Source organism: Acinetobacter calcoaceticus, assembly GCF_900520355.1.
In the GTDB taxonomy this organism is placed as follows: domain Bacteria; phylum Pseudomonadota; class Gammaproteobacteria; order Pseudomonadales; family Moraxellaceae; genus Acinetobacter; species Acinetobacter calcoaceticus_C.
In genome coordinates, this window is the sequence record NZ_LS999521.1 from 3,612,265 (window position 1) to 3,633,825 (window position 21,561).

A 21,561-nucleotide genomic window follows, 5' to 3' on the forward strand; every position below is an offset into this window, starting at 1 on the left:
ATTATATATTAACCAACCATTTTAATTGGTTTTTATTCCAACCTTATTAATCAAGATTATTTTATATTACCAACCGTTTTAATATACTTTTAATTCTGAGTGTTTTAATATAATTTATTTAAAATACATCTTTAATTTAGTCAATAAAAAACCTTCTTAATTTAAATCTAAAGATCATTATTAAGAAGGTTAATCATTCAATATTTTATAAGAAATTTATAAAACCATTGCAGCAATCCAGCCAAAAATTAATAGCGGAATATTAAAATGAATAAATGTAGGTACAACCGTATCCCAAATATGATCATGTTGCCCATCTACACCTAAACCAGCTGTTGGCCCTAAGGTTGAATCAGAGGCTGGTGAACCAGCATCGCCTAATGCTGCTGCTGTCCCAATAAGAGCAATAGTCGCTAATGGTGAAAATCCAAACTGTACGCATAAAGGTACATAAATAACGGCTAATACAGGAACACTAGAGAAGGATGAACCAATACCAATCGTGACAAATAAACCAATACAAAGCATTAAGAAAGCTGCGAGTGCACGGTTATCTCCAATAATATCGACTACACCGTTCACTAGCTGATTAATATCTCCTGTATGAGTCATCACTGATGCGAAGCCCGCAGCAGAAATCATGATAAAACCCACCAAGGCCATCATCCGCATACCTTGCACGAAGACATCATCGGCATCTTGCCACTTAAAAATTCCAGCAGTAGATAGAACAGCAAAACCGACTAAACCGCCCAAAATCATTGAACCGGAATAGAGCTGTGCAGCGAGTGTCAGACCGATTGCAAGCAATGCCATAAAGATCGTTTTCTTTGCAATAACCGGTGCTTGTTCTGCTTCATGTTTTAGCTCTTCAGCATCAGCTTTTAAGTCAGCTGTTTCAACTTGAGTAGTTGCACGAAGAGGTTTATCTAAATCAATTGTTGTAGTTGGCGTAATAGCAAGATCGGCATAAATTCTTGGCTTACGGTAGCTAATAAATACAGCAACCAAAGTACCTAAAACCATCCCCAAAACTGGAATAGCCATGCCAATTGACATCATCCCCCGCTCTACATGCAAGCCGTACACAGCACCAACCTTATTGATATTCCCCATCAAAATTTGTTCAAGGAAAATTGCACCAAAACCAACCGGAAGAAAAATATAAGTTCCGACTAAACCTAGCGTAAGTACACAGGCTGCTGCACGACGGTCTAACTTTAAATGGTTCATTACGCGTAATAATGGCGGAACGAGTACAGGAATAAAGGCAATATGAACCGGAATAAGGTTCTGAGAGAAAATAGCTGAAATAAGTAAAATACCTAATAGTAAATATTTCACTTTAGTTTGACGGCTTTTCCCCGCTTCCATTCCCAATAAACCAATAAGTTTATGGGCAAGTAAATCAGGTAAACCGGATTTTGAAAGTGCTAGAGCGAATGCCCCAAGCACTGCATAGGCAAGTGCGACTTCAGCACCATCTCCAAGACCAGCGTTAAAGGCATCAACGGTTTGAGAAAGGCTTAAACCTGCTACGAGGCCGCCTACCATGGCAGAAACCACTAAAGTCAGTACGACAGAAACGCGTGCCAGTGATAATAGGAACATCACTGCAATCGCAATAACGACAGCATTCATGAATAAATTCAGAGCAAAACAAAAGGCGATATTCTATCAGATTCAGATCTATGAAGCCGAAAATATCGCCGAATTAACTGTTTTATGCAGTCACTCAATCATTAAGCTTGAGCCTTAATAAACTGACGAATATGATCTGCAATTTTCGCAGGCTCACTCAGAATTGCCCAGTGATTTGCTTCAAGCTCTACATATTCAAATTTTTCTACCCACTTTGGCATAGCCTCAGTGATATATTCAGGGCTCACAAAAGTATCATATTTTAAAATAACCGCTTTAACTGGACACTGCGCATAACGTTGACGTGGGCCAGTTAAACGAGGAATAAAATTGGCACGATATAAATTAATGCCATATTTACCATCTGCATTAATATTATTATTTAAAGGTAAATTACTTTTTCTCTCCAGCTTAGTCAGAACTTTCCCCCATTTTTCAGGACTAAAAAGAGACCACACTGTTGGTGCTAGTAATGGAAGATGGAATGCACCGATATACCAAGATTTGGTTAATATTTTTAAGATTTGACCTGGTGAAGATTTAAATTTATCACGCAAGAACAAGGCTGCATGATCAAGACATGGTCCAGAAATTGTTGTATATGACAATAAACGCCCTTTAAATTTAGGCTCTGTTGCCGACTCCCAAGACTGGATAGAACCCCAATCGTGCGCAGCCATATGAAATTGACGATTTGGCAATAACTCATCAACGATTTCTTGTAAATCTAAAGATAAGCGCTCTAAACGGTAATCACGTATACGTTTTGGTATAGATGACAAGCCCGCCCCACGTACATCATAGGTGACAAGGTAAAAGTCATTGATTAAATGCTCAATGATTGATTCCCATACTTCTTGATTGTCAGGATAACCATGTACTAAAACCAACGGTGTATTTTTTTCGTCGCCCCATGTTTTGGCACAAAGCGTTTGTTGGTCACTTGTTGTTACTGTATGAACTTTTGGCTGCATAATCATTTCCTATCTTGTTTTTCAATCGATCATGTCGTTAGTCGGATAGAGCATTGCCATCAATATAAAAAAGATGATACTTATCTAGTATGAATACTGTTTCAATAAAAAAAATTGACTATTATGGCTATTTTAAGAAGACTTCAGAACAATCCTACGATTTCAAAATTTCTATTTAATCACTACCCTCCTTATCGAGGAGCAGGGATTTATATTGAAATCATGAATTTAGAACTTTGTCATGTACGAGTAAAAATGCCTCTGACTTGGAAAAACCAAAATTTGGTTGGAACGCATTTCGGGGGCAGTATTTATTCAATGGTTGATCCATTTTATATGATGATTCTGCTGCATCATCTCGGATCAAAATATATTGTTTGGGATAAAGCTGCTGAAATTAATTTTCTTTCCCCTGGTCGAAGCACTGTGCATGCAGATATTCGAGTCGACTTGGCTGAAATTGAGCAAATTCGTGAACTTGCCGACAACTACGAACCTGTTTTAAGAACTTATCATTTAAACATTTTTGATGAATCTGGGGTAAGAATTGCTGAAGTTAAAAAAACGCTTTATATCAGACGTAAAAAAGCAAAACCTTTCCCCCAATAAAAATAAGCGCTAAAAAGCGCTTATTTTTATTCAATCGATACGGTGTTATCTTTTTTCTTCAATTGCTGCACCAGCACCACCGCCAATCGCACCGCCAATTGCAGCACCAGAGTCACCACCCAATATTGCTTTACCTACCACAGAGCCGATCCCAGCTCCAATCGCGCTCTTAGTCGTGGTTTGCTTACTACCGCCTTGGGTATTTGAACCAACACCAGCACCTACTGCTGCACCTAAGCCTGCTCCAACACCACCACCTACATGGTTACCCAAGCCGCCACCTAATGCCCCACCCGCTGCTGCTGCACCAATACGCTGGTCAGATGGACTCATATTTTGACAACCCGTAAACATAAGTGTAGACAACATTAAAGCAGAAACTAATCCAATTGTTTTTTTCATGACCATACTCACTATTATCTGTTCTAATAAAAAGAATAATCCTCTTTTATGAGGAATTTGGTCAGATTGTGTTATTCATCTGTCCTAATCGATTGATATTTTGTAAAGCTCTTCTATTTATGATGATCAAGAAAATTTTTAATTATAAAAAATAAAAAAAGAAGCCTCTAATAAGATAAAGACTTCTAAGTTTTAAACATTATTAAGGGTACTTTTAGTACTTCCCTTTCTTCTCTTCATAAGCTGCGCCTGCACTACCACCAAGTGCTCCACCTGTAGCAGCACCAGTGTCGCCACCAATGATTGCTCCACCTAATACCGCACCGACACCAGCGCCAATTGCACTATTACGGACGGTTTTACTACTAGATCCTTTTGCATTAGCCGCAACACCTGCACCAAGTGCCGCTCCTAAACCTGCACCAATATTACCGCCTACATGTTTCCCTACTGCACCACCTGCACCGCCACCGATCGCAGCTGAACCAATACGTTTACTTTCTGGGCTTGCATTCTGGCAACCAACAAACAAAGTTGTTGACATGAGGCCAACACTAACAATCATCATCATTTTTTTCATTAGATTTACTCCAGTCTTCATAAACATGTAGCCTAATATGTTTTTGTGAAGGGTTTATCCCGCTTAAGTAATGAAATAATGGCTCTTTAATATATTTATGTAATTACCACTTTTAATTGTTATAAATAAAAAAGGCACCCTGAGGTGCCTTTTTTAGTGCCAATCTAAACTTAGAACTGTTCTGAGTTTAATGCTTGGCTGAATGCTTGGTCTACTTCGCTGAAGTCATTGTGAAGCTCATGTTCAGCAGCTTCTGCTTCTTGACGACGACGTTCTAGGTGGTATGCAAGACCAGTACCAGCTGGAATCAAGCGACCCACTACAACGTTTTCTTTCAAGCCACGTAAATCATCTTCTTTACCTGTTACAGCCGCTTCAGTTAACACACGAGTTGTTTCCTGGAACGATGCAGCAGAGATGAACGAGTCAGTAGAAAGCGATGCTTTAGTAATACCCATCAATAGACGTTCGAACTTCGCAGGGAACTTGTTCTGAGCCAAGACAGCTTGGTTCTCTTGAACAACACGGATGTAATCCACTTGCTCACCTTTGATGAAGCTAGTATCGCCGCCATCAGTGATATCAACTTTACGCAACATTTGACGTACGATAACTTCAATATGTTTGTCGTTGATTTTTACACCTTGGAGACGGTATACGTCTTGAACTTCGTTCACGATGTAGTTCGTTAATGCAACTTCACCTTTCAAACGTAAGATGTCATGCGGGTTTTGTGGACCATCAGAAACAGTTTCACCACGGTTCACATGCTCGCCTTCGAACACGTTGATTTGACGCCATTTTGGAATCAATTCTTCGTAGATCTCAGAACCATCATCAGGGCTAATTACCAGACGGTTTTTACCCTTAGTCTCTTTACCGAAGCTTACAACACCTGAAACTTCAGCAAGAATTGCATGTTCTTTCGGTTTACGTGCTTCGAATAAGTCAGCTACACGCGGAAGACCACCGGTAATATCACGAGTACGTGATGTTTCTTGTGGTACACGACCAATAACGTCACCCACACCAATCGTTTCGCCATCGCGAACAGTTACGATTGTGTTTTGTGGCAAGAAGTAGAACTGTTCGCCGCCATCTGTTGTATCCAACACGATTGCAGGACGTAAATCTTTACCAGAAGCAGGACGAGCCGTTACAGGTAAGATTTCAACGGTAGTCATACCAGTTGCATCATCAGTTTTTGATGTTGCAGTTACACCATCAGCGATTTGACTGAAACGTGCTTTACCAGCAACTTCTGTAACGAGTGGATGTGTATGCGGATCCCAAGTCGCCACAATACCGCCAGCTTCTACAGATTCACCATCTTTCAACAAGATGCTTGCACCGTAAGGAAGTTTATAGCGTTCGCGTTCACGACCTAAATCATCGGCAATACCAATTTCACCTGAACGAGAAACTGAAACCAAGTGACCTTTTGCATGTTGTACAGTTTTCACGTTATGGAAACGTACAGTACCTTTGTTACGTACTTGAACACTGTTTGCAGCAGAAGTTCGGCTCGCAGCACCACCAACGTGGAACGTACGCATCGTTAACTGTGTACCTGGTTCACCAATAGACTGTGCTGCCATTACACCTACTGATTCACCTGGGTTAACCAAGTGACCACGTGCAAGGTCACGGCCATAACATCTAGCACATACACCAAAGGCAGATTCACAAGCAATTACTGAACGTACTTTGACTTCATCCACACCAGCTTCTTCAAGATGAGCTGCGATTTTTTCGTCAATTAAAGTACCACGAGGTAATACAACTTCATCATCAGACGCACGACGAACATCTTCAGCCGTTACACGACCTAATACACGGTCACGTAATGGTTCGATTACATCGCCACCTTGAATGAATGGAGTCATTACCAAACCACCCGCTGTACCACAGTCAGGTTCGGTAATTACCAAATCTTGCGCTACGTCTACAAGACGACGTGTCAAGTAACCAGAGTTCGCAGTTTTTAATGCTGTATCGGCCAAACCTTTACGCGCACCGTGTGTTGAAATGAAGTACTGAAGTACTGTCAAACCTTCACGGAAGTTCGCTTTAATTGGCGTTTCGATAATCGAACCGTCTGGTTTTGCCATCAAGCCACGCATACCAGCAAGCTGACGAATCTGTGCCGCACTACCACGGGCACCAGAGTCAGACATCATATAGATGCTGTTGAATGATTTTTGCTTCTCGTCTTCACCTTGTTTGTTTTTCACAACGGTATAAGACAAGTTATCCATCATTGCTTTAGCAACTTGGTCGTTTGTACGCGCCCAGATATCGACAACTTTATTATAACGCTCACCAGCAGTTACGAAACCTTGTTCGAACTGTTGTTCGATTTCACGAACTTCTGTTTCTGCTTTGTCAATAATTGAGTATTTAGTAGGTGGAATTAACATATCTTCCATACCTACAGATACACCTGAGCGAGTCGCTTGACGGAAGCCCAAGTACATTAACTGGTCAGCAAAGATAACTGTATCTTTCAAACCAAGTTTACGGTAGCAAGAGTTGATTAACTTCGAGATATTCTTTTTAGTCATCTCAAGGTTGATCATGTCAAAGCTTAAGCCTTGTGGAACAACTTCCCAAAGCAGACAGCGACCTGGTGTTGTTTCAACAATAATAGTTCCGTGTTCACGTTCACCATCTTCATTGATAACAGTTTGATGTACACGTACTTTAACACGAGCATGAATCGCAACTTGACCAGTTGCAAGTGCACGGTTTACTTCGTGAGTATCAGCAAACACCATGCCTTCGCCTTTAGCATTTACTGCATCACGTGTGATGTAGTAAAGACCCAAGACAACGTCCTGAGAAGGAACGATAATCGGCTCACCATTTGCAGGTGACAAGATGTTGTTTGTTGACATCATCAATGCACGAGCTTCTAACTGTGCTTCAAGTGTCAATGGAACGTGTACCGCCATTTGGTCACCGTCGAAGTCGGCGTTAAACGCAGCACAAACGAGTGGGTGAAGACGGATTGCCTTACCTTCAATAAGAATAGGTTCAAATGCTTGAAGACCTAAACGGTGAAGTGTTGGCGCACGGTTCAACATTACTGGATGTTGACGAATTACAGAAGCAAGAACGTCCCAAACCTCTGGAGTCTCACGCTCAACCATTTTCTTCGCAGCTTTAATGGTTGTTGCCTGACCTGAAGCTTGTAGTTTAGCGAAAATGAATGGCTTGAATAATTCAAGTGCCATTTTCTTCGGAAGACCACATTGGTGAAGGCGTAAAGTAGGACCTACAGTAATTACCGAACGACCAGAATAGTCAACACGCTTACCAAGTAAGTTCTGACGGAAACGACCTTGTTTACCTTTGATCATATCTGCCAAAGATTTTAATGGGCGTTTGTTAGAACCAGTAATTGCACGACCACGACGACCGTTATCAAGCAATGCATCTACAGACTCTTGTAACATACGTTTTTCGTTACGTACGATGATGTCTGGTGCAGCAAGATCAAGAAGACGCTTCAAACGGTTGTTACGGTTAATGACACGACGATATAAATCGTTCAAGTCAGAAGTCGCGAAACGACCACCTTCCAGTGGAACTAATGGACGTAAATCTGGTGGAAGTACAGGAAGTACATTCATCACCATCCATTCTGGCTTGTTGTTTGAATCGTTGAATGCTTCCATCAATTTCAAGCGTTTAGACGCTTTTTTCAACTTCGTTTCAGAAGTTGTTTGAGGAATTTCTTCACGTAAACGTGCGATTTCAGCTTCAAGATCGATATCTTTTAATAAATCCTGAATCGCTTCTGCACCCATTTTCGCAGTGAATTCATCACCGTGCTCTTCAAGTGCATTAAAGTATTCTTCGTCTGTTAAAAGTTGATACTTTTCAAACGGAGTCATACCTGGGTCAGTTACAACGTATGATTCGAAATACAATACACGTTCGATATCACGAAGCGTCATATCAAGTAATAAACCGATACGAGATGGTAACGATTTTAAGAACCAGATATGTGCAACTGGAGAAGCGAGTTCAATGTGACCCATACGTTCACGACGAACTTTCGCTGTAGTTACTTCAACGCCACATTTTTCACAAATGACGCCTTTATATTTCATACGCTTGTATTTACCACACAAGCATTCGTAATCTTTTACTGGACCAAAAATTTTGGCACAGAACAAACCGTCACGTTCTGGTTTAAAAGTACGGTAGTTAATTGTCTCAGGTTTTTTAACTTCACCATGAGACCATGACTTAATCATTTCTGGTGACGCAAGACCAATACGGATACGGTCAAACTCAATTGGTGCATGACCATCTGAGTCCGTTTTCTTACGCATGATATCGAGCAAGTCTTTCAATTTTTTTCTCCGTGTGTCGGGAAGCAACGCTTACCCGACTGGGTCACAAATATTGTTTTTTCCTAAAAAATCGTGAGTCTTACGACTTAGTCACCATTTTTCAGTTCAATGTTGATACCTAAAGAACGGATCTCTTTGGTCAATACGTTGAACGATTCAGGCATACCCGGATCCATATAATGGTTACCATCTACAATATTCTTATAGATGCGTGTACGACCTTCAACGTCATCCGACTTAACAGTTAACATCTCTTGAAGTGTATATGCTGCGCCGTAAGCTTCGAGTGCCCAGACCTCCATCTCACCGAAACGCTGACCACCGAACTGTGCTTTACCACCGAGCGGTTGCTGTGTAACAAGTGAGTAAGAACCAGTTGAACGCGCATGCATTTTGTCATCAACCAAGTGGTTTAATTTGAGCATGTACATGTAACCTACAGTTACAGGACGATCAAACTGTTCACCCGTACGACCATCAAACAATACTGTTTGACCAGTACGTGAAATGTCAGCTAATTCAAGTAAGTCTTTAATTTGGCTTTCTTCAGCACCATCAAATACAGGAGTAGCTAAAGGCACACCAGCACGTAAGTTGCCAGAAAGAGCTAAGACTTCAGCATCAGTTAAGCTGTCAAGATCTTCTTGCTCGCCGCCGACTTTGTTATAAATCTTGTCTAAGAATTCGCGAAGTTCTAAAACTGTGCGCTGTTCTTTCAACATTTTTTCGATTTTATCACCAAGCCCTTTAGCCGCCATACCCAAGTGAGTCTCAAGAATCTGACCCACGTTCATACGAGATGGTACACCCAATGGGTTCAATACGATATCTACCGGTACACCGTTAGCATCGTGTGGCATGTCTTCAACAGGTAAAATGTTAGATACAACACCTTTGTTACCGTGACGACCAGCCATTTTATCACCAGGCTGAATGCGACGTTTAACTGCTAGGTAAACTTTAACAACTTTTAGAACACCTGTTGTTAACTCATCACCAGTCGAAAGCTTACGTTTCTTCTCTGCAAACTTCTCATCAATTTCTGTGCTCTTCTCTTTCAAGAACACTTGAATTTGAGATAAACGTTCAGCAATTGCTTCGTCTGTAGGTTGAATTTCAAGTAAGTCAACAAGCTCTAAACCAGATAGCATACTTTCAACGAGCTTATCGCCACGTTTAGTCGAACCACCGCCGTTAGACTCTTGGCCATTAAGCAAACGAATTACACGCTCACGAGCTGCTTCTTCAAAGATCTTGTATTCTTCTTTCAAGTCTTTACGGTAAGCATCAAGCTGTGCTTTTTCAATTGCCATCGCACGGTCATCTTTCTCTAAGCCATCACGAGTGAAGACTTGAACATCGATAACTGTACCTTTAGTACCAGATGGAACACGTAAAGATGAGTCTTTAACGTCAGCTGCTTTCTCACCAAAGATTGCACGAAGCAATTTTTCTTCTGGGGTTAACTGAGTTTCACCTTTAGGCGTTACTTTACCAACAAGGATGTCACCAGCAGTAACTTCCGCACCGATATAAACGATACCCGATTCATCAAGTTTAGAAAGTGCAGCTTCACCTACGTTAGGAATATCGGCAGTAATTTCTTCCGCACCTAACTTAGTATCACGCGCTACACATGATAATTCTTGAATATGAATAGAAGTTAAACGGTCTTCTTGAAGTACGCGCTCAGATAACAAGATCGAGTCTTCATAGTTGTAACCATTCCACGTCATGAACGCTACACGCATGTTTTGACCAAGCGCAAGCTCACCCATATCCGTTGACGGACCATCTGCCAAAATGTCACCGCGAGCAACTTTGTCGCCCAGATTCACGATAATATTTTGGTTGATACAAGTGTTTTGGTTAGAACGTGTATATTTAATGAGGTTGTAAATATCTACACCAGCCTCACCTGCAATCATTTCATCTTCGTTTACACGAATAACGATACGAGAAGCATCTACATATTCAATTGCACCACCACGGTTAGCGATCACACATACACCCGAGTCACGTGCAACGTTCGCTTCCATACCTGTACCTACAAGCGGTTTATCCGCACGTAGAGTAGGAACCGCCTGACGTTGCATGTTTGAACCCATCAATGCACGGTTCGCATCATCGTGTTCAAGGAATGGAATAAGCGATGCAGCTACAGATACAACCTGCTGTGCAGATACATCCATATGCGTCACTTTTTCAGGTGGCATACGTACAAAGTCACCTTGGTGACGAACAGAAACAAAATCTTCTGTTAAGTTACCATCTTTATCTATCGCAGAATCGGCCTGTGCAATAACAGTACCTACTTCTTCAATAGCAGAAAGGTATTCAACAGCATCAGTTACTCGGCCATCTACCACTTTACGGTAAGGTGTTTCCAAGAAGCCAAAGTCATTTGCTTTTGCATATACAGAAAGCGAGTTGATCAAACCAATGTTTGGACCTTCCGGCGTTTCAATTGGACATACACGACCATAGTGAGTTTGATGTACGTCACGTACTTCAAAGCCCGCACGTTCACGCGTTAAACCACCAGGCCCAAGCGCTGAAACACGACGTTTATGTGTAATCTCAGATAATGGGTTGTTTTGATCCATAAACTGAGACAATTGGCTTGAACCAAAGAATTCTTTGATTGCAGCTGCAACTGGTTTTGCGTTAATGAGATCTTGCGGAGATAAATTATCTGTTTCTGCTTGGCTTAAACGTTCTTTAACAGCACGTTCAACACGAACTAAACCAACACGGAATTGGTTTTCAGTCATTTCACCAACAGAACGTACACGACGGTTACCCAAGTGATCGATATCATCGACTTCACCTTTACCGTTACGGATTTCAACTAATGTACGTAATACATCGATGATATCTTCGTGCGATAAAATACCTTCTACTTCACGTGACTTCTGGTCAGTACCAACTTCGTATGGGCGACCCAAACGACGGTTAAACTTCATACGACCTACTGGAGATAAGTCATAACGTTCAGAAGAGAAGAATAAGTTATTAAATAAGTTTTCAGCAGCTTCTTTTGTTGGTGGCTCGCCTGGACGCATTACTTTATAGATTTCAACTAATGCTTCTTCACGACCAGATGTTGTGTCAGCACGTAATGAGTCAGCAACGAATGAACCACGGTCAATATCGTTCGTAAACAAGATATTGAACTGTTTAACACCGCCTTCTGCAAGTTTCACCATAACTTCATGGCTTAACAATGTATTTGCAGCAATCACATCACCATTACGTAAAGTAATATCTTCGGCAGTGATACGCTCATACAGGTACTCATCAGGAACTGATAGCTTAGCTAAACCAGAAGCTTCCATTTGACGTACGTGACGCGCATTAATACGTTTACCTTGTTCAACAATGATTTTGCCGTCATTGTCTGCAATATCAAATTGTGCCATTTCGCCACGCAGACGATCTGGAACGAGGTCAATTTGATAACTACCCATATCAAGATATACAGGTACTTTTTCATAGAACAAATTCAAGATTTGTTCATTGTTATAACCCAATGCACGCAACACAACAGTTGCTAATAATTTACGACGACGGTCAATACGTACATAAACTAAATCTTTTGCATCAAATTCGAAATCTAACCATGAACCACGGTAAGGAATAATACGTGCAGAATAAAGTACTTTACCACTTGAATGTGTTTTGCCTTTATCGTGATCAAAGAACACACCAGGTGAACGGTGTAATTGAGATACGATTACACGCTCAGTACCATTGATCACAAAGGTACCATTGTCTGTCATGAGTGGCATTTCACCCATGTAGACTTCTTGTTCACGTACGTCTTTAATAGATTTAGTTTCGCGATCTTTAATGATCAAACGAATTTTTACGCGCATTGGTGCCGCATAAGTCGAACCACGTAAAATACATTCACGCACATCAAACTCAGGCTTACCAAGGCTATACTCAACAAATTCTAAAGCAGCATTGCCAGAATAACTTTCTATAGGGAAAACTGAACGAAATGCGGCTTGGAGACCGATATCTTCGCGGTTTTTTGGAGTTTTGCCACCTTGCAAGAACGTTCTATACGAATCGACCTGGATCGAAAGTAAGTACGGTGCTTCCATTACTTGGGGCAATTTACCAAAATTCTTACGGATCCGTTTCTTTTCGGTATATGAGTATGCCATCTGGAGTCCTCGGAAAGTAAACCAAGCCCGCCTGCAGAACGGGCTCAGAAGGAATTACACAGGCCGATATGGCCACCACTGTTTACAAATGCTGCAATTTTTAGTGGTATTAAAACGCTTAACAATATTTTTTAAAAAGAAAAATATTGGTAAACATTTGAAATTACTCTAATTATTCCAAAAAACGACAATTATTGTACAGAACAAACAAAAATCGAGCCGATTATTGTAACGCAAAAAGGCTGATGACCCAAGAGCCATCAGCCATTTTATGGAGCCGATTTAAAAACCGACTCCTTTTACAATTACTTAAGTGTAACTGTAGCACCAGCTTCTTCAAGTTTCTTCTTAAGTTCTTCGCCTTCTTCTTTAGAAATGCCTTCTTTAAGAACTTGTGGAGCACCTTCAACTAGGTCTTTAGCTTCTTTAAGACCAAGGCCTGTTGCTTCACGAACTGCTTTAATTACCGCTACTTTGTTAGCACCAAAAGAAGTCAACTCAACGTTGAATTCAGTTTGCTCTTCAGCAGCAGCAGCAGCAGGAGCAGCAGCTACAGCTACAGCAGCAGCAGATACGTTGAATTTTTCTTCAAAAGCAGAAATAAGTTCAACAAGTTCAAGAACAGTTTTTTCAGCAACTGCGTTTAGGATTTCTTCGTTTGTTAAAGCCATGAGATTAACTCCAAATGGGTATTGAATGGTGTGGAAGTAGATTTAAGCTTAAGCAGCTTCTGACTCGTTTTTCTCTTGAAGCGCTGTAAGTAAGCGGCCCAATTTCGAAATAGGAGCTTGAAGAACAGATGCGAGCATAGTAAGCGCTTTTTCTTGATTTGGAAGGTTTGCGATAACGCTAACTTCAGCACCTTGATAAAGTTTGCCGTCAAATGCAGCAGCTTTTAATTCAAATGCTTTGTTAGTTTTAGCAAATTCTTCAAACAAGCGTGCAGCTGCACCCATATCGTCTTCAGAAGTTGAGAATGCTAAGATTGTTGGGCCAACAAGGTTGTCATTCAAGATTGCAAATTGCGTATCTTGAAGAGCACGTTTAGCCAAAGTGTTACGCACAACGCGTGTAGCAACACCTAGTTTACGAGCTTCAACACGAAGAGCAGTTAATTGCTCAACAGTTAAACCTTGATAGTCAGCAACAACGGCAGCGAACGCTGTAGAAGCAGTTTGAGCCACTTCAGCAACGATCTGTTTTTTGCTTTCAATAAGAAGAGCCATTGTAAAACCTCCTAACGGTGATTTATGTACTCAAAAAAGTACACTCCCAATTCGCAAGTCAACAAGGATTTGACTTACACGCGGAGGAGGAATAAATCACACCACCGCGTCTACGCAGGCTGGGTTATTAAGAAGATATTCAAAAGAAGTCTCTTCGCCTGTGGTCTTTGACGCTGATAAATTTACATTTATCAATTCAAAGTCCGCCTGATGAGTGAGGAAACAAAGCATTACTTTGAATGGGTGTAAAAAATCTATGATTCTTCACACCCTGCCCTCAATCAGGACTTTAAAATTCTTGACCAAGTTTTAAACTTAGTTAGAAACGTTGCTTACATCAACAGTAAGACCAGGACCCATAGTTGAGCTCAAAGTGATCTTTTTGATGTATACACCTTTAGAAGTTGCAGGTTTTAACTTTTTCAAGTCAGCAACTAAGGTTTCAACGTTTTGACGGATAGCAGCAGCTTCAAAGCCTAATTGACCGATCGCAGCATGGATAATACCTGCTTTGTCTACACGGTAACGAGCCTGACCAGATTTAGCGTTTTTAACAGCATTCGCTACATCAGGAGTTACAGTACCAACTTTAGGGTTTGGCATTAAACCACGTGGACCAAGAATTGTACCGAGCTTACCAACAACACGCATAGCGTCAGGAGCAGCGATTACAACATCAAAGTTAAGGTTTCCACCTTGGATGCTTTCAGCAAGGTCTTCAAAACCTACGATGTCTGCACCAGCTTCTTTAGCAGCTTCTGCTTGCGCACCTTGAGCAAATACCGCTACACGTACAGTTTTACCAGTACCAGCAGGTAATGTAGTCGCACCACGAACAACCTGATCAGATTTACGCGGGTCTACACCAAGATTTACAGCTACATCTAAAGATTCTTTGAACTTCGCAGCAGGTAGGCTGTTAAGAACTTGCACCGCTTCTTCCAAAGTGTAAACTTTGTTTGCTTCAACAGCAGCAGCAATGGCTTTTTGACGTTTAGTTAACTTTGCCATGTCTTATAGCTCCACTTCCAAGCCCATAGAACGTGCAGAACCAGCGATGGTACGTACACGTGCGTCTAAATCAGCACCAGTTAAATCTGGTTCTTTAGTAGTCGCAATTTCTTCTAACTGAGCACGAGTCAACTTACCAACTTTAGTTTTGTTTGGTACAGCTGAACCTTTTTGAATACCAGCAGCTTTCTTAAGAAGAATAGAAGCTGGAGGAGTTTTCATGATGAATGTGAACGACTTGTCGTTGTACACAGTAATCACTACAGGAATTGGAAGACCTTGTTCAACTTTTTGTGTAGCAGCATTGAATTCTTTACAGAATGCCATGATGTTTACACCACGTTGACCTAATGCAGGACCAATTGGTGGAGATGGATTTGCTTTACCAGCTGGAACTTGCAGCTTGATATAGCCGTCAATCTTCTTAGCCATTTTAAAATACCTCTGGGTACAAACGCCGCTAGGCTCCCCAATGTTTACGCTACACTTTTATTACAACAACAATGCCCGATAAAATCGGGCGTTTTTCAACCAATTAAGATTAAATCGTTTTTTCGACTTGGCGAAATTCGAGTTCAACCTGAGTTGGTCGATTAAATACGTTAATCGTCAACGTTAAACGTGACTTCTCGTATTGAACTTCTTCCACAACACCTTTAAAGTCTGTGAATGGACCGTCAATAACAAGTAATTCTTCGCCTGGCTCAAACATCGTCTTAGGACGTGGTGCTTCACCTGTATTACGTACACGCGCAAGAATCGCATCTGCTTCACGCTGAGTGATTGGTGCTGGCTTTTCAGGTGTACCACCGATAAAACCTAGAACCTTTGGACATTCTTTAACGATATGCCAAGTATCATCATTCATTTCCATTTCGACTAACACATAGCCTGGAAAGAATTTGCGCTCAGATTTACGTTTCTTACCATCCTTCATTTCTACCACTTCTTCGGTAGGAACAAGGACATCACCAAAGCTATCAGCAACAGCGCTACGCTGGATTCGTTCTGTAAGTGAACGTAACACTTGTTTTTCATAGCCAGAGTAGGCATGAATAATGTACCAACGTTTCATAGCTCTTTTACCCGATAATCAACTTAATTAACCAACCCAAACCATAGTCAAAACACCATAAAACCAATGATGCAACAACTACAACCAATAGAACCTGCCACGATGTAGTGACTGTTTCTTGTTTTGTTGGCCAAGTTACTCGACGCAATTCGACTCGCGCATCTTTTAGCAAACGAACGAAGCCTTTACCTTGATGGGTGGCGTATAATAAACCCAAAGCCACAACGATACAAGCAAAAATTGCCCCAACACGCACCCAAATATTGTTTGCAGGTGCCCAATGCGCTGGTAAATACTGATTCGCCATAATAGCTAAAACCAATAATGCAATCGCAACCACCCATAGAACAATATCTAGAGGCGAACCAGAACGAACAACTTCAGCAGAATTATTTCTTTGAGGAATTGGCGCGTCGCTCAATGCGTCACGCGATTTATCATTCGACATTTTTGTACTCGTCGTAGAACTCGCGACTTATTATATGAACAACTAAGCCAGCATCAAGCTTTTTATTTCAAAATATGGCAGGTCAGGAGGGACTCGAACCCCCAACATTCGGTTTTGGAGACCGACGCTCTACCAATTGAACTACTGACCTATAATGCAGATTGAGAGCCAAAGCCCTCAATCTGAGACGTAATCCGTCACTATACTATGCTTATGCAGTTACTTTCGCAACAACACCAGCACCTACAGTACGACCACCTTCACGGATCGCAAAACGTAGACCTGGGTCCATTGCGATCGGGTGGATTAATTCTACTGACATTTCAACGTTGTCACCTGGCATAACCATTTCAACGCCGTCTTGTAATTGGATTGCGCCAGTTACGTCAGTTGTACGGAAGTAGAACTGTGGACGGTAGCCATTAAGGAATGGAGTATGACGACCACCTTCTTCTTTAGAAAGTACGTATACTTCTGCATCGAATTTAGTGTGTGGCTTGATTGTACCTGGTTTAGCAAGTACTTGACCACGTTGTACGTCTTCACGCTTAGTACCACGTAGAAGAACACCACAGTTCTCGCCTGCACGACCTTCGTCAAGCAATTTACGGAACATTTCTACGCCAGTTACAGTCGTTACTACTGTGTCACGAATACCAACGATTTCAACTGATTCGCCAACTTTAACGATACCAGATTCAACACGGCCTGTTACTACAGTACCACGACCAGAAATAGAGAATACGTCTTCGATTGGCATCAAGAATGCTTTGTCGATAGCACGTTCTGGTTCTGGAATGTAAGAGTCAAGCGCTTCAACAAGAGCAAGAACTGAAGGCTCGCCATATTGACCAGCATCGCCCTCCAACGCTTTAAGCGCAGAACCACGGATAACTGGAGTGTCATCACCTGGGAAGTCATAAGTAGAAAGAAGTTCACGAACTTCCATTTCCACTAATTCAAGTAATTCTTCATCATCAACAAGGTCACACTTGTTCAAGAATACGATGATGTAAGGTACACCAACCTGACGAGAAAGAAGGATGTGTTCACGAGTTTGTGGCATTGGGCCATCAGTCGCAGCACATACAAGGATCGCGCCGTCCATCTGAGCAGCACCAGTAATCATGTTTTTAACATAATCGGCGTGGCCTGGGCAGTCTACATGAGCGTAGTGACGGATTGGAGAATCGTATTCTACGTGTGAAGTATTAATTGTAATACCACGTGCTTTTTCTTCAGGTGCTGAGTCGATTTGTGAGTAATCTTTCGCTTCACCGCCGTAAGTTTTTGCACAAATAGTTGCAATCGCAGCAGTTAAAGTTGTTTTACCATGGTCAACGTGACCGATTGTGCCCACGTTTACGTGTGGCTTATTACGTTCAAACTTAGCCTTAGCCATGTTTATATTCCTCGTTTACGTCGAACACCACTCTGAGCCGAACTCAGCATCGACATATCGCCTAAAAAATCAAACACCCAATACTTGAAAAGCAGACTAATAAGCCTGCTTTTTAAATCTTTGTAGAAAATCTACTAAACTGTATCTGGAGCTCTTATCGAGATTTGAACTCGAGACCTCTCCCTTACCAAGGGAGTGCTCTACCACTGAGCTATAAGAGCGATTATCCTTCGATGGAGCGGGAGACGAGGGTCGAACTCGCGACATGCAGCTTGGAAGGCTGCCGCTCTACCAACTGAGCTACTCCCGCACGATGCTGGTATACTTAGCACTTCAATCGAAGTTAATGGTGGTGAGAGAAGGATTCGAACCTTCGAAACTTTCGTAGCGGAGTTACAGTCCGCCCCCTTTGACCGCTCGGGAATCTCACCACTTCACACTTATTTCAGTGTTATTCTCCACTCAACAACTTTACACTTTTAAGATGGTGCCGGCACACGGATTCGAACTGTGGACCTACTGATTACAAGTCAGTTGCTCTACCAACTGAGCTATGCCGGCGTTTCTTAGTGTTTCGTACGTTTCGTATCGGAACGGTGTGCAGTTTAGCAAAACTTCCAAACGATGCAAGCAGTTTTTTTAAAAAAACTGCTAAAAACTCATAAAATCAATCCGTTTGACGATAATTCAACCGCTTTGATCACTGCGCGAGCTTTTATTTGTGTTTCATTCCATTCTGATTCAGGGTTTGAATCGGCAACCAAGCCTGCTCCAGCCTGCACATATACCTTCTTATCACGGATAACACACGTACGGATTGCAATCGACATATCCATTTCCCCATGCCAACCTAGATACCCCACCGCCCCACCAAAAACGCCTCGCTTAACAGGCTCAACTTCATCAATAATTTCCATTGCACGAATTTTCGGTGCGCCAGATAAAGTACCTGCCGGGAAAGTTGCTTTAAACACGTCTAGTGCATCAATATCATCACGCACCTCACCTTGTACATTTGACACAATGTGCATGACATGCGAATAGCGCTCGATGACCATTTGATCAGTCACTTTAACCTTACCAATTTTAGAAACTCGACCGACATCATTTCGACCAAGGTCAATTAACATTAAATGCTCTGCTATTTCTTTTTCATCAGAAAGTAAGTCTTTTTCTAAAGCGATATCTTCTTCTTTAGTTTTTCCACGTGGTCTGGTACCAGCAAGCGGGCGAACTGTCGCAATTCCATTTTCCAGACGAGAAAGAATTTCAGGCGATGATCCTACAATATGGAATGGTTTGTTATCTGTAATAGTTTGACCCTGTACCAAAAACAAATATGGTGAAGGGTTTAAATGACGTAAAGCACGGTAAACTTGCAAAGCCTCACCATCAAAGTCCGAAACCATACGCTGGCCCGGAACAACCTGCATCACATCACCTGCACGGATATATTCTTTAACCTTTTCTATGGTCTCAAGGAATTTCGCTTTACCCGTAATCGATTCAAAATGAGGCGGTGTATGCGGCTTAGCTTGCAAACTCACTGGTGTAGCCAATAACTGTTCCAGTTGATCTAATTTTTGCTGTGCATCTTCATAAGCATGTGCGTGCGTTGTATCCGCATGCACAATTAAAAATAATGTATCTTTCAGGTTGTCAAAGACAATAACTGTCTTTGAAAGCATCAACCACAAGTCTGGTAAAGCAATTGGATCAGCCGCAGGTACATTCTTTAAGCGTGGCTCAATATAACGAACTGCATCATAGCCCAAATAACCCACTAGCCCGCCAGTAAAACTTGGTAATGCTGGCAAAAGCTCGGCTGGTGGCACTGTAAATTGCTTCTGAAATTCACGAATATATTGAAATGGATCTAGACAATCTTCTTGTGTAATTGAGCCATCAGCATGCTGTACAGACAAGACCCCTGCATTACATGAAAAAACTGTCGATTCGCCTAAACCGATCATAGAGTAGCGCGCCCAGTTTTCACCACCTTCAACCGACTCAAATAAATAAGCTTGTTTTTGCTCCTTAAAACGAGCAAAAACAGATAAAGGTGTTTCCGTATCTGCCAAACGCTGGCGATAAACTGGAATAGTGTTGTAACCCGATGCCTTAAGTTGTTCAAATTGCGCTAATGTGGTCATGAATTTTTCTCTAATATGGTTTCGATTTAAAACGGTGTTTTTCTAGTTTCGATTTAGACACGCCATCGAAAAACCATACGCTTATTCATGCTGATCTCCATTTCACTCATTAGATAATTAACTCAGCCAAACTATCAACCACTTGCTGAGGTTGGCAATCATAGATATTTTCTCCATGATTATAGCCATAGCTAACCACAATACAATCAATTCCCGCACGGCGCGCCGCCTCAATATCATTACTTGAATCACCAATCATGAGCGCGTGCGAAGCAGATACCTTTAAACTTTGCATACAATGCAACAAAGGCAAGGGATGTGGTTTTCTCTCTGGCAAACTATCTCCCCCAAGTACAACTTGAAAATAAGAAGAAAGTTCTAATGCATTAATTAACCCTTGAGCAAGTTGCACAGGTTTATTGGTAACACATGCCATATGTATATTCAAAGCTTTACAGTGCTTTAAAAACTCAGTTACTCCAGGATAAATTTGAGTATTCACACAAAGCTCTACACCGTATACATCCACAAATTTCTGTAAGAGGACTTTATGCTGTTCAGCGTCTAATTTTCCAAAAATATGCAGCAGAACACTTTCACAGAGTTTAGACACTCCTTTACCGACCCATGCTCGTATCTGGGCTTCTGTTATTAAAGGCCATTCTAATTCTTGCAAGCTTAGGTTCATTGATCTATATAAATCAGCAGCAGAATCAACCAGTGTTCCATCTAGATCAAATAAAATTAAATCGCGCTTACTTAGTTGTGCAACAGACATCTTCTTCTTCTCAAAATTAAAAAGGCATGCGTTTAGCATGCCTTGATTGTAAAAGCACCAACAGATTATTTAAAGAATAACCATGCTAATAAAGCTAAAATTACTAAAATAATAATAGTGATTAAACCAACTGAGGCATTCTTCTGTTGCTCTTTTTCTTCAGCAACACGAGAAATAGGCTCATCAAAGCTAACAGGCGCTTGTGGCTGCTGTGCTTTAACATCTATACCTTCGGGAATAGGTGCAGGTTTCGGTATAGAAATATTTTGCGGCATACCATCGCGGCTCACTTCTATTTCCGCAGCACGCTCTGTAAGGCTTGGCATCCCTTGATCGCTTAAATCTTGAGATGGTGCCGCATTTACAGGTTCTGCTTCAATTTCGGGTAAATCAGCAACTTCTTGTGCAGGTGCAAACACAGAGAATTTAAAGCTAGCGAATTGAACAATATCGCCCTCATGCAATTGCTTCTCTTGCTCAATACGAATGTCATTTACAAATGTACCATTCGAAGAGTTTAAGTCTTGAACCCAAAGTAATTGGTCTTTTAAAAGCAGAGCTGCATGGCGACGTGAAATCTCAGCTGCTTGTAATAATAAATCGGCATCTTGATGGCGCCCCACCAACATATCGCGATCAATGTTAATTTCTTGTCCAGTAAACTCACCAGTAATTGCTTGTAATTTCCAAGTCATGCCTATGTGTCCTAATCCATCATTTTCT

17 protein-coding genes and 5 tRNA genes are annotated in these 21,561 nt (G+C 41.4%); 1 reads left to right on the forward strand and 21 read right to left on the reverse strand.

The annotated features are described in order from the left end of the window. Positions 1–216 precede the first annotated feature (216 nt). Together AC2117_RS17285 and AC2117_RS17290 are read right to left on the reverse strand one after the other, a co-directional pair. Entirely contained in the window at positions 217–1,641 is a 1,425-nt protein-coding gene (locus AC2117_RS17285) for a Na+/H+ antiporter family protein (RefSeq protein WP_133975717.1), read from the reverse strand. Between the two features lie 101 nt (positions 1,642–1,742). Continuing rightward, a complete protein-coding gene (locus AC2117_RS17290) occupies positions 1,743–2,621 on the reverse strand; it encodes an alpha/beta fold hydrolase (RefSeq protein WP_133975719.1) in 879 nt (292 codons plus the stop codon). Between the two features lie 117 nt (positions 2,622–2,738). On the opposite strand from AC2117_RS17290, the gene AC2117_RS17295 reads away from it, so the two are divergent. Beyond that, positions 2,739–3,224, forward strand: coding sequence for a DUF4442 domain-containing protein (locus tag AC2117_RS17295; RefSeq protein WP_133975721.1), 486 nt, complete (start codon positions 2,739–2,741; stop codon positions 3,222–3,224). Between the two features lie 45 nt (positions 3,225–3,269). Here AC2117_RS17295 and AC2117_RS17300 read toward each other — a convergent pair whose 3' ends face one another. The 19 genes from AC2117_RS17300 to AC2117_RS17390 all read right to left on the reverse strand — a co-directional run bounded on the left by AC2117_RS17300 (position 3,270) and on the right by AC2117_RS17390 (position 21,533). Further along, on the reverse strand, positions 3,270–3,626 hold the full coding sequence (locus AC2117_RS17300) for a hypothetical protein (RefSeq protein WP_016139475.1): 357 nt from the start codon (positions 3,624–3,626) through the stop codon (positions 3,270–3,272). Between the two features lie 214 nt (positions 3,627–3,840). Further along, complete coding sequence (locus tag AC2117_RS17305) at positions 3,841–4,206, reverse strand: hypothetical protein (RefSeq protein WP_042894427.1); 366 nt, start codon at positions 4,204–4,206, stop codon at positions 3,841–3,843. Positions 4,207–4,376: 170 nt separating this feature from the next. Next, complete coding sequence (rpoC, locus tag AC2117_RS17310; protein WP_042894425.1) at positions 4,377–8,570, reverse strand: DNA-directed RNA polymerase subunit beta'; 4,194 nt, start codon at positions 8,568–8,570, stop codon at positions 4,377–4,379. 86 nt (positions 8,571–8,656) lie between these two features. Further along, positions 8,657–12,745: a DNA-directed RNA polymerase subunit beta gene (gene rpoB, locus AC2117_RS17315; protein WP_133975723.1), complete on the reverse strand. Its 4,089-nt coding sequence runs from the start codon at positions 12,743–12,745 to the stop codon at positions 8,657–8,659. A 305-nt stretch (positions 12,746–13,050) separates the two neighbouring features. Next, positions 13,051–13,416 carry a 50S ribosomal protein L7/L12 gene (rplL, locus tag AC2117_RS17320; RefSeq protein ID WP_003654503.1) on the reverse strand — a complete coding sequence of 122 codons (366 nt, stop codon included), beginning with the start codon at positions 13,414–13,416 and terminating at the stop codon, positions 13,051–13,053. 48 nt (positions 13,417–13,464) lie between these two features. Next, positions 13,465–13,971: a 50S ribosomal protein L10 gene (gene rplJ / locus AC2117_RS17325; protein WP_005037259.1), complete on the reverse strand. Its 507-nt coding sequence runs from the start codon at positions 13,969–13,971 to the stop codon at positions 13,465–13,467. 315 nt (positions 13,972–14,286) lie between these two features. Continuing rightward, positions 14,287–14,982 carry a 50S ribosomal protein L1 gene (gene rplA / locus AC2117_RS17330; protein WP_042894413.1) on the reverse strand — a complete coding sequence of 232 codons (696 nt, stop codon included), beginning with the start codon at positions 14,980–14,982 and terminating at the stop codon, positions 14,287–14,289. A gap of 3 nt (positions 14,983–14,985) precedes the next feature. Then, complete coding sequence (gene rplK / locus AC2117_RS17335; RefSeq protein ID WP_016139481.1) at positions 14,986–15,414, reverse strand: 50S ribosomal protein L11; 429 nt, start codon at positions 15,412–15,414, stop codon at positions 14,986–14,988. Positions 15,415–15,523: 109 nt separating this feature from the next. After that, complete coding sequence (gene nusG / locus AC2117_RS17340) at positions 15,524–16,057, reverse strand: transcription termination/antitermination protein NusG (RefSeq protein WP_003654499.1); 534 nt, start codon at positions 16,055–16,057, stop codon at positions 15,524–15,526. Positions 16,058–16,064: 7 nt separating this feature from the next. Further along, the gene (gene secE, locus AC2117_RS17345) at positions 16,065–16,505 is read right to left on the reverse strand and encodes a preprotein translocase subunit SecE (RefSeq protein ID WP_133975725.1); all 441 of its coding nucleotides are present in this window, start codon (positions 16,503–16,505) and stop codon (positions 16,065–16,067) included. A gap of 75 nt (positions 16,506–16,580) precedes the next feature. Beyond that, positions 16,581–16,656: transfer RNA gene (locus AC2117_RS17350), tRNA-Trp, on the reverse strand. Between the two features lie 60 nt (positions 16,657–16,716). After that, positions 16,717–17,907 carry an elongation factor Tu gene (gene tuf / locus AC2117_RS17355; RefSeq protein WP_042894405.1) on the reverse strand — a complete coding sequence of 397 codons (1,191 nt, stop codon included), beginning with the start codon at positions 17,905–17,907 and terminating at the stop codon, positions 16,717–16,719. 146 nt (positions 17,908–18,053) lie between these two features. After that, a tRNA-Thr gene (locus AC2117_RS17360) sits at positions 18,054–18,128 on the reverse strand. A gap of 13 nt (positions 18,129–18,141) precedes the next feature. Continuing rightward, positions 18,142–18,217 (reverse strand) — tRNA-Gly (locus tag AC2117_RS17365). Between the two features lie 37 nt (positions 18,218–18,254). Continuing rightward, a tRNA-Tyr gene (locus tag AC2117_RS17370) sits at positions 18,255–18,338 on the reverse strand. A gap of 54 nt (positions 18,339–18,392) precedes the next feature. Then, a tRNA-Thr gene (locus tag AC2117_RS17375) sits at positions 18,393–18,468 on the reverse strand. Positions 18,469–18,566: 98 nt separating this feature from the next. Continuing rightward, on the reverse strand, positions 18,567–20,060 hold the full coding sequence (trpE, locus tag AC2117_RS17380; protein WP_133975727.1) for an anthranilate synthase component I: 1,494 nt from the start codon (positions 20,058–20,060) through the stop codon (positions 18,567–18,569). Between the two features lie 109 nt (positions 20,061–20,169). After that, a complete protein-coding gene (locus AC2117_RS17385; protein ID WP_133975729.1) occupies positions 20,170–20,838 on the reverse strand; it encodes a phosphoglycolate phosphatase in 669 nt (222 codons plus the stop codon). 65 nt (positions 20,839–20,903) lie between these two features. Next, positions 20,904–21,533, reverse strand: a complete 630-nt coding sequence (locus AC2117_RS17390) for an FHA domain-containing protein (protein ID WP_133975731.1) — start codon at positions 21,531–21,533, stop codon at positions 20,904–20,906. Positions 21,534–21,561: the final 28 nt, after the last annotated feature.

Bases quoted from the DNA above. Each gene is read 5' to 3' on its own strand.
- AC2117_RS17285 (WP_133975717.1), bottom strand. From the start codon at position 1,641: ATGAATGCTGTCGTTATTGCGATTGCAGTGATGTTCCTATTATCACTG.
- AC2117_RS17290 (WP_133975719.1), bottom strand. From the start codon at position 2,621: ATGATTATGCAGCCAAAAGTTCATACAGTAACAACAAGTGACCAACAA.
- AC2117_RS17295 (WP_133975721.1), top strand. From the start codon at position 2,739: ATGGCTATTTTAAGAAGACTTCAGAACAATCCTACGATTTCAAAATTT.
- AC2117_RS17300 (WP_016139475.1), bottom strand. From the start codon at position 3,626: ATGAAAAAAACAATTGGATTAGTTTCTGCTTTAATGTTGTCTACACTT.
- AC2117_RS17305 (WP_042894427.1), bottom strand. From the start codon at position 4,206: ATGAAAAAAATGATGATGATTGTTAGTGTTGGCCTCATGTCAACAACT.
- rpoB (WP_133975723.1), bottom strand. From the start codon at position 12,745: ATGGCATACTCATATACCGAAAAGAAACGGATCCGTAAGAATTTTGGT.
- rplL (WP_003654503.1), bottom strand. From the start codon at position 13,416: ATGGCTTTAACAAACGAAGAAATCCTAAACGCAGTTGCTGAAAAAACT.
- rplJ (WP_005037259.1), bottom strand. From the start codon at position 13,971: ATGGCTCTTCTTATTGAAAGCAAAAAACAGATCGTTGCTGAAGTGGCT.
- rplA (WP_042894413.1), bottom strand. From the start codon at position 14,982: ATGGCAAAGTTAACTAAACGTCAAAAAGCCATTGCTGCTGCTGTTGAA.
- rplK (WP_016139481.1), bottom strand. From the start codon at position 15,414: ATGGCTAAGAAGATTGACGGCTATATCAAGCTGCAAGTTCCAGCTGGT.
- nusG (WP_003654499.1), bottom strand. From the start codon at position 16,057: ATGAAACGTTGGTACATTATTCATGCCTACTCTGGCTATGAAAAACAA.
- secE (WP_133975725.1), bottom strand. From the start codon at position 16,505: ATGTCGAATGATAAATCGCGTGACGCATTGAGCGACGCGCCAATTCCT.
- tuf (WP_042894405.1), bottom strand. From the start codon at position 17,907: ATGGCTAAGGCTAAGTTTGAACGTAATAAGCCACACGTAAACGTGGGC.
- trpE (WP_133975727.1), bottom strand. From the start codon at position 20,060: ATGACCACATTAGCGCAATTTGAACAACTTAAGGCATCGGGTTACAAC.
- AC2117_RS17385 (WP_133975729.1), bottom strand. From the start codon at position 20,838: ATGTCTGTTGCACAACTAAGTAAGCGCGATTTAATTTTATTTGATCTA.
- AC2117_RS17390 (WP_133975731.1), bottom strand. From the start codon at position 21,533: ATGACTTGGAAATTACAAGCAATTACTGGTGAGTTTACTGGACAAGAA.